Below are 11,834 nucleotides of genomic sequence, written 5' to 3'. Positions count from 1 at the left end.
CCCGGCTCGCCAGGCCGCCGCCGGCCGCGCCGCCGTGCACAACGCCAAGGCCGACGTGATACTCGCCGCGCCCGCCGCCGTGCCGGGTGACGCTTGCGCCAGCGCGCAGGCTCGGGTCGATGACTGGCTCAAAGGGAGGGCAGCACCATGAAGAGCGCTATTGCTTTGATAGCATGCTGCGCAATTGCTGCGGGGTGCGCAACGCAAAATCAGGTGGAAGTTCAGCAGGTGAATGTGCCGATCCCAGTGGCATGCGAGGAGCCAGTGCCCGACCGGCCGGCCATGCCCACCGACGCCCTGCGCCCGGGCGCGACCGTGGACGACTTCGCGCGGGCCGCGATGGCGGAGATCGAGCGGCGGGCGGGGTATGAGGGGCAGCTCTTGACGGCGCTGGAGAACTGCCGGGCGCCCCTCAAAAAATAGTGCTTGCAAAAGTCTCAAAACGAGACTAAAGTTCGCTCCATGGTGATCGCAGTGATCGCCGCCGGCGCCTTCCGGAAAAGAGGCTGGAGCCAGAAATGCAAGGCACTGAAAAACAAGTCAAGTGGGCCACGGAAATCCGCGAAGCCAAGATGCGTGACATCGCTCCACAGCTGGATGCGATGGCGGCGAAGCTCTCGGAAAAGCCATCCGAACTGGCAAAAGTACAAGCGCTCCGCGCGGCTCTTGCAGGCAAGCCCGCAGAGTATTGGATCGACAATCGCGACGCCCATGCGCTCGATCTGATGCGGGCGGCCGGTCGTGAATTTGTCCGGGCTTGAGGCGATGACTCCCGAGCAACAGCGCGCCTTGGCAATTGTTGGCATGGGGCCGGTGCGTCACGAATACAACCTCGGTGTGTTGTCTGTACTGGGCTTTGCCGATATGGCTATTGCGCACAGGATGGCTTGTGCAAGCGCGGAACTGGCACTCCAAGCGCTTGAGGCAGAACAGGCCAACAACCCGGGTGATCTCTCGTTCGAGGGTTTGCTTGCTTCCGCAGCACCACGCAGCGCTCGCCAGGTGGTGCTGCGGGCTGAGTTGGACGATGCCCTCCTGCGACGCGCAGCTGCCTGGTCGCACATTGAGCACATCATCGAACAGCACCGGCCGCTCGCTGATGGGTTTTTGGCAGATTGGCAGCCATGACACCCGCTGATCTCCGCGGGTGGCAGGCCCACATGGGCTACACCTACAACACCGCCGCCCAGGCCCTCGGCGTGAGTCGGGCTGCGTACGCGGATTGGGTGGCCGGCCGCAGCCGCACGACGGGCAAGCCGGTGGCGCCGAGCCGGGCTGTTGGTTTGGCGTGCGCAGCCTTGGCTGCAGGGCTGAGCGAATGGCGGCCGAGCGGGCAATGAAGGGACCAGAGGACGCACCAAAAGTGTTCCGCAAATAAATAGCGTGCCGCGTCGATGCTGGGCTGGCGAGCGTTGTTTTTCAATAATTTGCGGAACGAAAAGTGGCGTAAGTTCTTGATCTTGAAGCATTCCCCGATGGACTCATAATCCTTTGGTCGCGGGTTCAAGTCCCTCACGCCCTACCAGTTCAACGGGCTTGATTGCTGTTCATGGCCATTCCTCGCGTGCCTGTTCAGGCGCACTGCGTGGACATGAGAGTTGAGATGCCTGCGTTTTCTGCAAACGAAGCCAAGCAGCCATCAAAAGATGGGTTAGAATTTAAGTCTTGCTTGATTGCGAAGTTCGTCACAGAGTTCGCGTAAAAAATCAAAACAAGAATTGAATGATGGCGTTGAAAACATGCTATAATTCAAAGCTTAGCGGCTGTAGCTCAGCTGGATAGAGTACTTGGCTACGAACCAAGGGGTCGTGGGTTCGATTCCTGCCAGCCGCACCAAACGGTAAGCCCTAGAACAGTGATGTTCTAGGGCTTTTTCCGTTGGGGATTCGAATGCTCTCTGCATCAAAATGCACCCATGAGCAAGGCATTCACCAAAGAATCGGATCAGTCCGATGACGAAGATTTTTCCCCTGCACCCCTTCCTGCGGGTAGCAAGAACTACATCACCCCTTCCGGCTACGCCAGGCTGCGCGATGAACTGCTGGATCTCATCGACAACGAGCGGCCCAAGATCGTTGAAGTGGTTCATTGGGCTGCAAGCAATGGGGACCGTTCGGAGAACGGGGACTACCTGTATGGCAAGAAACGCCTGCGCGAAATTGATCGCAGGATTCGGTTTCTGACCAAACGACTCGAAATTGCCGAGGTGGTCGATCCCGCCATTCACGCCGGAAGTGATCAGGTGTTCTTTGGTGCCACGGTCCACTATGCGGACGATGAAGGCGTCGAGCGTACCATCACGATCCTGGGAATCGACGAGGTCGAGACGGGCTTGGCGCAAGTAAGTTGGGTGTCGCCGGTGGCTCGGGCCTTACTGAAGGCCCGCGAAGGGGATCAGGTTCAGTTGGCCACGCCTGGTGGCACGCGGACGCTGGAGGTTTTGGACGTCCGCTATCCCCAACCGGTGGCATAAGGGGCCAGTGCGCCGGCCTTACCCCTGGGGCAGCACGCGGAAGGCGCGAAGCACTGCGGGCGTTCGGCGCAAATTGCGCAAGGAGGCCTCGACGTGTGACTGGTCTCGTGCAGCGATGACAAAACGCAAATCGGTCGTGTCCATGGCGGCTTCATCGTCCATGTCGACGTGAACGATGTCCGCTTCGGAGCTCGCCAGTTCGGCGGCGATGCGTGCCAAGACGCCCTTGCCGTTGGCCACGGTCACAACGATGCCGGTTTCGAACATGCGCGTGGGCTCATCGGCCCAGTCCACCGCGATAAAGCGCTCGCTGTCCTTGTGCTGAAGCTTTTTCGCCACGCTGCATTGGGCGTTATGAACCACCAGCCCTTCACCGCGCCCCAGGTAGCCGACGATGGGGTCTCCCGGTACCGGGCGGCAGCAATTCGCGTATTGAACGGATGCGTTCTCGCTGCCGTCCAAAGTCACGCCACCTTGCGACAGGGTTTCGTGGGATGAATACCTTTCACGGGTCAGCAACAGGGCATCGGGTCGGTGTCCATGCTCCGTCATCAGCACCATGAGTCGTTTCGCCACGATGCCCGCGATGCGTTTGCCCAGACCGATGTCGGTCATGAGTTCATTGCGTGTTCGATTGCCTGTGAAGCGGAGCAGCTTGTCCCACAGTGCCTGGTTCTCCGACTCGGTCGGCAGGCGTTCCAGCCCCTCGGCCCTCAGGGCCTGGGTCAGCAGCTTCTCTCCCAGTCCCGCTGATTCAGTATGGGCCAGCGTTTTGAGGTAGTGGCGAATCTTCGAGCGTGCGCGGCCCGTGCGCACGAAGCCCAGCCAGGCGGGATTGGGTGTGGACACCGGCGCTGTGATGATCTCCACCACATCGCCGTTCTTGAGCTCGGTCCGCAAGGGGACCTGCTCGTTGTTGATCTTGGCGGCCGTGGTGCGGTCACCTACATTGCTGTGGATGGCATAGGCGAAATCGACCACCGTGGCGCCCCGTGGAAGTGCCATGATCTGGCTCTTGGGGGTGAAGACATAGACTGCATCGGGGAACAGATCGACCTTCACATGGTCCCAGAACTCCGCTGCATCCCGCGTTTCGTTCTGAATGTCGAGCAGCGACTGGAGCCACTTGGTGCCAAGGCGCTCCGCGGCCGATCCATCGGCATCCTGTGCTTTGTACAGCCAATGGGCGGCCACGCCGGCTTCCGCCACCACGTGCATTTCCTCGGTACGCATCTGGAATTCGATGTTGACCCCGGAAGGGCCGACCAAGGTGGTGTGCAGCGACTGGTAGCCGTTGAGCTTGGCAATGGCGATGTGGTCCTTGAACCGCCCAGGAACAGGCTTGTACATCTGATGCAGCACGCCCAGTGCCGTGTAGCAATCGACCACGGTCGGCACGATCACGCGAAAGCCGTAGATGTCTGTGACCTGGGCAAAACTGAGGTGCTTGGTGTCCATCTTCTGGTAGATGGCATAGAGCGTTTTCTCGCGGCCTGCGAGGCGGGCTTTCATGCCCAGCTTCGAAAACGCGGTGTCGACCTCGGTTTGAACCCGCTGCACGATATCGCGCCGCCGGTTGCGTGATTTGTTCACTGCCTTGGACAGGGTCGCGTAGCGCCAGGGGTGGAGATGTCGGAATGACAGATCCTGCAGCTCCCGGTAGGTCTGGTTCAGCCCAAGCCGGTGGGCGATGGGGGCATAGATCTCGAGGGTTTCGGAAGAAATGCGGCCCCATTTGCTGCGCGGCATGTCCGAGAGCGTGCGCATGTTGTGCGTGCGGTCGGCCAGCTTGATCAGAATGACCCGTACATCGCGGGCCATTGCCAACAGCATCTTGCGGAAGGACTCGGCCTGGTTCTCTTCGCGGGTGTTGAACTGCAGCTTGTCGAGCTTGGTGAGGCCATCCACCAATTCGGCCACCGGCAGGCCGAAGCGATCGATGAGATCGGACTTGGTGACGCCGCAATCTTCCATGGCGTCGTGCAGCAGTGCCGCCATCAGCGCTTGGCCATCCAGCTTCCAGGTGGCGCACTGGGCCGCCACTGCGATGGGGTGGGTGATGTAGGGCTCGCCGCTGTTGCGCAACTGCCCCAGGTGGGCTTCGTCGGCAAAGCGGTAAGCCTGCCGCACCTGTTCGATGCTGGCTGCGTCGAGGTAGCCGAGGTTCTCCGTGAGGGCCGCAAAACTGGCCGCTGCTGCGTTGGCGGCTGCTGCGGACGTGCCTCCCGCCGCCCCGCTTTCGCCGGGGCGCGGGTCTTGGGCAGATGGTTTATTCAAGACCGCATTCATCCCTTTAATGTAGCTTGCTGGGGAGATCGGGGGTTTTGGCCAAAAAAAAGCACCGCAAAGCGGTGCTATTGGGCTGCAGCAGCAGACCTGGGCGCGTCAGCCCGGGACCTTCTTCAGCATCTCCAGACCGACCTTGCCTTCGGCGATTTCGCGCAAAGCGGTCACCGCAGGCTTGTTGCGGCTTTCGATCTTGGGGGCATGGCCTTGGCTCAGCATGCGGGCGCGGTACGTGGCTGCCAGCACGAGTTGAAAGCGGTTGGGGATGTGCTCGAGGCAGTCTTCAACGGTAATGCGGGCCATGCGTCTTCTCCAGAAGGATCAGGTGATATTGAGGGATTCGAACGTATCGGCCCGTGCACGGCGTTGCGCCGCATACTTCAGCCGCTGAGCGTGGACGATGGTTTTCAGGTCGAAAAGCGCACGCTCAAAGAGTTCGTTGATTATAACGAAGTCGAATTTGTAGGCCTGTTCCATTTCCTGGGCGGCATTCTTCAACCGGATCTCGATCACGTCCGGGGCGTCTTCCCCGCGGCGTTCCAGGCGGGATCTCAGTTCTTCCCAACTGGGGGGGAGGATGAAGATGAGGACGGCATTCGCAAAGGCCTGCTTGACCTGGATGGCGCCCTGGAAGTCGATTTCCAGGACCACATCGGCGCCTTGCGCGATGCGCTCCTCGATGGCCTTGCGGGATGTGCCATAGCGGCGGCCGTGCACGTGGGCCCACTCCACGAAGCCGTCCGAGGCAACCATGGCGTCGAATTCCTGCTCCGAGGTGAAGAAGTATTCGCGGCCGTGCTTTTCCTGCCCGCGTGGTGCCCGGGTGGTGTGCGAGACCGAAGGCTGCACATGGGAGTCCAGCTCCAGCAACGCCTTGACCAGGCTCGACTTGCCCGCGCCGCTGGGCGCTGCCACTACGAATAGATTTCCAGGGTAGTCCATGCGGGATAGGTGCTGGCTGCTATCAAAACAGGATTATCGCTCACTCGATGTTCTGGACCTGCTCGCGCATCTGCTCGATCAGGACCTTCATGTCCACGCTGATGCGCGTGAGTTCCATGGCGGCAGATTTGGAGCCGAGCGTGTTGGCTTCGCGGTGCAGTTCCTGGATGAGAAAGTCCAGGCGTTTGCCCACTTCACCGCCTTTTTTTGAGCAGGCGTTCGATCTCGTCCAGGTGCGAATCCAGCCGGGTGATCTCTTCCGCGACGTCGATGCGGATGGCGAAGGCGGTGGCCTCGGTCAGGGCGCGGTCCTGAGCGGCTTCGGGCAGCGTGGCGTTGTCGGCCAGGGCCATGGCCTCCTTCCAGCGTTCCATGAAGCGCTGGCGCTGCTGCTCCACCAGCTTGGGAACCAGCGGCGTGGCCTGGTGGGCCAGGGCGCGCAGTTGTTCGAGCCGGTCCTGCAGCATGGCCGACAGGCGCTTGCCTTCGCGTTCGCGGGCTTGGAGGAGATCTTTCAGCGCTTTTTCGGCCAGGGCCGGGACGCATCGCTCCAGTCGTCCTGGGCGGAGCCGGCATTCGCGCACAGGCGCAGGGCGTCGGCGACGCTCAAGGGGGCCGCGTCGGGCAGCCAGGCGCGCACGGCGTCCTGCGCGGAGTTCAGCCGTTGCAGCAGGCGGGGTGCCGGGTCGGGCAGGGCGGTGGTGTCTTCGTTTTCGATGGAGGCGCGGACTTCGACCTTGCCCCGCTTGAGGCGGGCGGTGAGCAGGCTGCGCAGCACCGGCTCCTGGGCGCGTAGCTCGTCGGGCAGGCGGAACGACAGATCCAGGAAACGGCTGTTGACGGACCGGATCTCCAGCCCCAGGCGGCGGGTGCGGCCATCGGTTTCGCCCCCTCCCGCGGATGCACTTTGCTGTGCGCTGGCGTATCCGGTCATGCTGTAAACTGCCATTGGACTTTTCGGTGGTTGCTTGCGATCCGGCGATTATCCGGGTTCCGATTCGTGCCCGAGGTTTCTTCGCAAAATATGTCAAAAATCAAGCCGGCCCCCCTGCCGCCCGACACCACGATTGGTGGCTACCGCGTGGTGCGCCGGCTCTCCTCCGGCGGCTTCGGCGTGGTGTATCTGGCCATCGACCCGGACGGCCAGCAGGTCGCCATCAAGGAATATCTGCCTTCTTCCCTGGCCACCCGCGGCCCGGGCGAGTTGCTGCCCAAGGTGCCTCCCGAAAAGCTGTCGCTGTACCGTCTGGGCCTCAAGAGTTTCTTCGAGGAAGGCCGGGCCCTGGCGCAGATCTCGCACGCCTCGGTGGTGAGCGTGCTCAATTTCTTCCGGGAAAACGAAACCGTCTACATGGTGATGAACTACCTGGAAGGGGCCACCCTGCAGGACTTCATCATCACCGCGCGCGACCTCAAGACGCAGAAGGTGTTCCGCGAGTCCACGATCCGCTCGCTGTTCGACGAGGTGTTGCGCGGCCTGCGCATCGTGCACCAGCACAAGATGCTGCACCTTGATATCAAGCCGGCCAACATCTTCATCACCGACGACAACAAGGCGGTGATGATCGACTTCGGCGCGGCGCGCGAAGTGCTCTCGAAGGAGGGCAACTTCATCCGCCCGATGTACACGCCCGGCTTCGCGGCGCCCGAGATGTACCGCCGCGATTCGTCGATGGGCCCCTGGACCGACATCTACGCGATCGGCGCCTGCATCTACGCTTGCATGCAGGGATTCCCGCCCAACGAGGCGCCGCAGCGCTCCGACAAGGACCGCCTGTCGCTGGCGCTGACCAAGCTGCGCGGCGTTTACTCCGACAACCTGATCGAGGTGGTCGAATGGTGCATGGCGCTCGACCCGCTGTCGCGGCCCCAGTCGGTGTTCGCCTTGCAAAAGGAACTGAGCCGCGAGGGCGAGCGGCGCTACACCAAGCTGTCCGTGGGCGAGAAGATGCGCCTGCAGCTCGATACGCTGGTGTCAGATACCAAGAAGAATGTGCAGAAGGTGGGCGAGGCCACGCGAATGGGGGCGAAGCCGAAATGAAATTCTCCGTCTTCCAGGTCAGCCGTCGGGGCGGCCGCGAAACCAATGAAGACCGCATGGGCTACTGCTACACGCGGGAGTCCAGCCTGTTCGTGCTGGCGGACGGCATGGGCGGCCACCCGGAGGGCGAAGTGGCGGCGCAACTGGCGCTGCAGACGGTGTCCGCCGCGTTCCAGCGGCACGCCAAGCCCACGCTGGAAGACGTGCACGGATTTCTGGCCGACGCGCTGCTGGCCGCACACCACCAGATCCTTCGCTACGCGGCCGACCGCGGCATGCTGGACACGCCCCGCACCACGCTGGTCGTGGCGGTGGTGCAGGAGGGCTCTGCCAGCTGGATCCACTGCGGCGACTCGCGCCTGTACATGGTGCGCGGGGGCGAGCTGTTCACGCGCACACGCGACCACTCGTACCTGGAGCTGCGCAACATGCCGCTGCAGGGCATCGAACGGGTGAACCGCAATGTGCTGTTCACCTGCCTGGGATCGCCGACCAAGCCCATCTATGACATCACCGGCCCGGTGGCCCTGGAGCAGGGCGACCGCATCCTGCTGTGCTCCGACGGCCTGTGGGGCACGCTGGACGACGAGACCATCGCCCGCCAGCTGAGCCGCCTGCCGGTCTCGCAGTCGGTGCCCGACCTGGTCGAAGACGCGCTGCGCAAGGCCGGCGACACCAGCGACAACGTGACCGTGGTGGCGCTGGAGTGGGAAACGCCCGATGCGTTCGAATCCACCCAGGGCATTTCGACCGACAGCATCAGCGACGACGGGTTTTCCTCCACGATCCAGGCCGGGCCGCTCGACATGGTGGACGATGACCTGGACGACGAGGCCATCGAACGCTCCATTGCCGAGATCAACGAGGCCATTCGCCGTTCGGCCGCACGCAAGGCCTGAACGCTCGCTCCGCCCGGCGCTTGGCCTGAAGCGGCGCCTGCCGGGTGACCGTTCTGTTTTCGCCGTCCTGTTTTCGTTTCCTACCGGACCCCATTCCATGACCTCTTTCACCCGCCCGGGCGGCCGTGCCGCCGACCAGTTGCGCCCGGTGCGCATCACCCGCCGCTACACCATGCACGCCGAAGGCTCGGTGCTCATCGAGTTCGGCAACACCAAGGTGCTGTGCACCGCGTCGGTGGAAGAGCGCGTGCCGCCCCACAAGCGCGGCAGCGGCGAGGGCTGGGTGACGGCCGAGTACGGCATGCTGCCCCGGTCCACCCACACCCGCAGCGACCGCGAGGCGGCCCGCGGCAAGCAGAATGGCCGCACGCAGGAGATCCAGCGCCTGATCGGCCGCAGCCTGCGGGCCGTGTTCGATCTCCAGCGCCTGGGCGAGCGCACCCTGCAACTGGACTGCGACGTCATCCAGGCCGACGGCGGCACGCGCACGGCGGCCATCACGGGTGCCTGGGTCGCGGCGCAGGATGCGGTGGCCCATCTGATCGCGCGCGGCAAGCTGGCCGAATCGCCCATCACGGCCCCGCTGGCAGCCATCTCGGTCGGCATCGTGGAAGGCACGCCGCTGCTCGATCTGGAGTACGTGGAAGACGTGGCCTGCGACACCGACATGAATGTGGTGATGACCGGCGCCGGCCACTTCGTGGAGGTGCAGGGCACGGCCGAAGGCGTGGCGTTCACCCGCCAGGAGATGGACCGCCTGCTGTCGCTGGCCGAAAAGGGCGTGGCCGAACTGGTGGCGCTGCAGCAGCAGGCGCTGCGCAACGGATAGCGATAGCGAATGCGGGCTTGGCTGTCCCTGGCCAGCCCCGTTGCACCGATGGAAATCGCATTTGCTATTAAATTTGTAGCTGTATGCCCTAGATAAATATGTGCTGGAAGCCATTTTGACCATGAAACTCGTACTCGCATCCAACAACCAGGGCAAGCTGGCCGAACTGCAGACGCTGCTGGCGCCGCTCGGCGTGGTGCTTGTGCGCCAGGCGGACCTGGGCGTCGGCGAGGCGGCCGAGCCCTTTCGGACCTTCGTGGAGAACGCGCTGGCCAAGGCGCGCTTTGCCGCCCAGCACACCGGACTGCCGGCGCTGGCCGATGACGCCGGCCTGTGCGTCGATGCCTTCGGTGGATTGCCGGGCGTGGACACGGCGTATTACGCGACCCGTTTCGGCTACGACAAGGGCGACGCGAACAACGTGCGCGCGCTGCTGGAGCAGATGCAGGGCATCGACCAGCGCCGCGCGGCGATGGTGAGCACCCTGGTGGCGGTGCGCACGCCCGAGGACCCGGAGCCGCTCATCGCCGTGGGCCGGGTCGTGGGCGAGATCGCGCGCGAGCCGCGTGGCAGCCAGGGCTTCGGGTTCGATCCGATCATGGTCGTGCCCGAGTTCGGCAAGACCTTCGCCGAGCTGCCGACGGAGGTGAAGAATGCCAATAGCCACCGGGGCCGGTCGGCGCAGCAGATGCTGGCGCTGATGCGCGAGCGCTGGTTCTGAGGCGCTGGCGCCTTTCGGAGATTCCTGGCCGTGTCCCTTTCCATTCCCATCGTTCCCGAGGCCTCGGCGGAGGCCGCGCCGGCGCCCGTGCGCGACGTGCAGCACTCCATGCGGCCCGGCGTTCTGCAGCTGGGCACGCTGCCGCCGCTGTCGCTGTATGTGCACCTGCCCTGGTGCCTGAAAAAGTGCCCCTACTGCGATTTCAACTCGCACGAGTACCGCGAGGGTGGCGTTGCGCAGGCCTTGCCCGAGCAGCGCTACCTGGACGCCTTGATGGCCGACCTGGAGGCGGCGCTGCCGCTGATCTGGGGCCGGACGGTGCACAGCATCTTCATCGGCGGTGGCACGCCCAGCCTGTTCTCGCCCGCCGCCATCGACCAGTTGATCGGCGGCCTGCGCGCGCGGCTGCGCCTGGAGGCGGACTGCGAGATCACGATGGAGGCCAATCCCGGCACGTTCGAGAAAGACCGCTTCCGGGCGTACCGCGCGGCCGGGGTGACGCGGCTGTCGATCGGCGTGCAGAGCTTCGACGACCGTTTCCTGAAGGCGCTGGGGCGGGTGCACGACGGTGCCCAGGCCATGGCCGCGGTGGAAGAGGCGGCGCAGTCGTTCCAGACCTTCAATCTCGACATCATGTACGCCCTGCCGGGCCAGACGCTCGCCGATCTGGAGCAGGACATGCGCACCGCGCTGGCGCTGGGGCCGCCGCACATTTCGATCTACCACCTGACCATCGAGCCCAACACGGTGTTCGCCAAGTTCCCGCCCGTGGTGCCCGAGGACGACCAGGCCTACGCGATGCTGGACCGCATCACCGAGATGACGGCGCAGGCCGGGCTGCAGCGCTATGAAATCTCGGCCTATGCACGTGAGGGCCACGGCTGCTTCCACAACACCAATTACTGGCAGTTCGGCGACTACCTGGGCATCGGCGCGGGCGCGCACAGCAAGATCAGCTTTGCGCACCGCGTGGTGCGGCAGGTGCGATTTCGGGACCCGGGGCGGTACATGGACCACGCGCTGGCAGGCCATGCGGTGGCGCAGGACGACGAGGTGCGCCGGGCGGACCTGCCGTTCGAGTACATGCTCAACGCGCTGCGCCTGCGCGAGGGGTTTGCGCTGCAGGACTTCATGGCGCGCACGGGCCTGCCGTTGACCGCGATTGCCAAGGCGCTGGACGAGGCCGAGCGCAAGGGCCTGATCGAGCGCGACATGGCGCGCGTGCGCCCGACCGAGCGGGGCTTCGATTTCCTGAGCGACCTGCAGGCGCTCTTTCTGGCCGACTGACGGGCGGGCGCTCCGGCGCCTGGACCGCCAGCCACCACCGGCCGAGCCGACCGGGTGCCGGTCGTCAGCCGCAGCGTGCCGCGACGATGCGGCCGTTGGCATCCACCTGCAGGTTCAGGCGGGTGGCGTCGAATTCCTTGGTCACGATCTGGTCGGGGCGCAGCACGCGGGCCATCTGCGCGCCGGAGCGCACCCGGGCGTCCTCCACCACCTTGGCCGTGCTGTTCTGGCCCACCACCACCTGTGCAGGTGGGCCGCTGCAGATGCCGCCCGCGGGCGCGCCCGTGCTGCTGGTGGTGCCCGGCGTGGCGCTGCCCCAGGGGGCGTTGGTGGAGCAGCCGGCGGCCAGCAGGGCG

14 protein-coding genes, 1 tRNA gene and 1 pseudogene are annotated in these 11,834 nt (G+C 64.2%); 11 read left to right on the top strand and 5 right to left on the bottom strand.

Going from position 1 to position 11,834, the window contains the following annotated elements; all coding sequences use genetic code 11:
- Window positions 1–282: 282 nt before the first annotated feature.
- The 6 genes from AC27IO_RS14785 (at window position 283) to greB (ending at window position 2,473) form a co-directional block, all read left to right on the top strand.
- On the top strand, window positions 283–423 hold the full coding sequence (locus AC27IO_RS14785) for a hypothetical protein (RefSeq protein ID WP_498739412.1): 141 nt from the start codon (window positions 283–285) through the stop codon (window positions 421–423).
- A 95-nt stretch (window positions 424–518) separates the two neighbouring features.
- Window positions 519–761 carry a hypothetical protein gene (locus AC27IO_RS14780; RefSeq protein ID WP_498739410.1) on the top strand — a complete coding sequence of 81 codons (243 nt, stop codon included), beginning with the start codon at window positions 519–521 and terminating at the stop codon, window positions 759–761.
- A gap of 4 nt (window positions 762–765) precedes the next feature.
- Entirely contained in the window at window positions 766–1,128 is a 363-nt protein-coding gene (locus AC27IO_RS14775) for a hypothetical protein (protein ID WP_498739409.1), read from the top strand.
- Window positions 1,129–1,160: 32 nt separating this feature from the next.
- Window positions 1,161–1,340: a hypothetical protein gene (locus AC27IO_RS14770; RefSeq protein WP_498739407.1), complete on the top strand. Its 180-nt coding sequence runs from the start codon at window positions 1,161–1,163 to the stop codon at window positions 1,338–1,340.
- Window positions 1,341–1,759: 419 nt separating this feature from the next.
- A tRNA-Arg gene (locus AC27IO_RS14765) sits at window positions 1,760–1,836 on the top strand.
- A gap of 79 nt (window positions 1,837–1,915) precedes the next feature.
- Window positions 1,916–2,473, top strand: coding sequence for a transcription elongation factor GreB (greB, locus tag AC27IO_RS14760; RefSeq protein WP_284407618.1), 558 nt, complete (start codon window positions 1,916–1,918; stop codon window positions 2,471–2,473).
- Window positions 2,474–2,491: 18 nt separating this feature from the next.
- On the opposite strand, the gene AC27IO_RS14755 is transcribed toward greB, so the two are convergent.
- The 4 genes and pseudogenes from AC27IO_RS14755 to AC27IO_RS14740 all read right to left on the bottom strand — a co-directional run bounded on the left by AC27IO_RS14755 (window position 2,492) and on the right by AC27IO_RS14740 (window position 6,650).
- On the bottom strand, window positions 2,492–4,762 hold the full coding sequence (locus AC27IO_RS14755; RefSeq protein WP_284402680.1) for a RelA/SpoT family protein: 2,271 nt from the start codon (window positions 4,760–4,762) through the stop codon (window positions 2,492–2,494).
- 96 nt (window positions 4,763–4,858) lie between these two features.
- A complete protein-coding gene (gene rpoZ, locus AC27IO_RS14750; RefSeq protein ID WP_272564822.1) occupies window positions 4,859–5,062 on the bottom strand; it encodes a DNA-directed RNA polymerase subunit omega in 204 nt (67 codons plus the stop codon).
- Window positions 5,063–5,080: 18 nt separating this feature from the next.
- Window positions 5,081–5,701, bottom strand: coding sequence for a guanylate kinase (gene gmk, locus AC27IO_RS14745; RefSeq protein WP_272564821.1), 621 nt, complete (start codon window positions 5,699–5,701; stop codon window positions 5,081–5,083).
- Window positions 5,702–5,741: 40 nt separating this feature from the next.
- A pseudogene (locus AC27IO_RS14740) lies at window positions 5,742–6,650 on the bottom strand (YicC/YloC family endoribonuclease).
- Window positions 6,651–6,725: 75 nt separating this feature from the next.
- Here AC27IO_RS14740 and AC27IO_RS14735 point away from each other — a divergent pair.
- From AC27IO_RS14735 to hemW, 5 genes are all read left to right on the top strand, one after another.
- Complete coding sequence (locus tag AC27IO_RS14735; RefSeq protein WP_272548837.1) at window positions 6,726–7,742, top strand: serine/threonine protein kinase; 1,017 nt, start codon at window positions 6,726–6,728, stop codon at window positions 7,740–7,742.
- The gene (locus AC27IO_RS14730; protein WP_284424634.1) at window positions 7,739–8,641 is read left to right on the top strand and encodes a PP2C family protein-serine/threonine phosphatase; all 903 of its coding nucleotides are present in this window, start codon (window positions 7,739–7,741) and stop codon (window positions 8,639–8,641) included. Before AC27IO_RS14735 ends, AC27IO_RS14730 begins: the two co-directional genes overlap by 4 nt.
- 97 nt (window positions 8,642–8,738) lie before the next feature.
- On the top strand, window positions 8,739–9,470 hold the full coding sequence (rph, locus tag AC27IO_RS14725; RefSeq protein ID WP_272564819.1) for a ribonuclease PH: 732 nt from the start codon (window positions 8,739–8,741) through the stop codon (window positions 9,468–9,470).
- Window positions 9,471–9,591: 121 nt separating this feature from the next.
- Entirely contained in the window at window positions 9,592–10,191 is a 600-nt protein-coding gene (gene rdgB / locus AC27IO_RS14720) for an RdgB/HAM1 family non-canonical purine NTP pyrophosphatase (RefSeq protein ID WP_284429206.1), read from the top strand.
- A 30-nt stretch (window positions 10,192–10,221) separates the two neighbouring features.
- Complete coding sequence (gene hemW / locus AC27IO_RS14715; RefSeq protein ID WP_498739403.1) at window positions 10,222–11,478, top strand: radical SAM family heme chaperone HemW; 1,257 nt, start codon at window positions 10,222–10,224, stop codon at window positions 11,476–11,478.
- Between the two features lie 64 nt (window positions 11,479–11,542).
- Here the strand turns inward: hemW and AC27IO_RS14710 are convergent.
- On the bottom strand, window positions 11,543–11,834 hold a 292-nt coding region (locus AC27IO_RS14710; RefSeq protein WP_498739401.1), incomplete at its 5' end, for an I78 family peptidase inhibitor.

The organism is Acidovorax sp. KNOB132 (assembly GCF_057541515.1).
The sequence above is the reverse complement of the archived record's forward strand: the minus strand, read 5'-3'. Positions and strand labels throughout refer to the sequence as shown.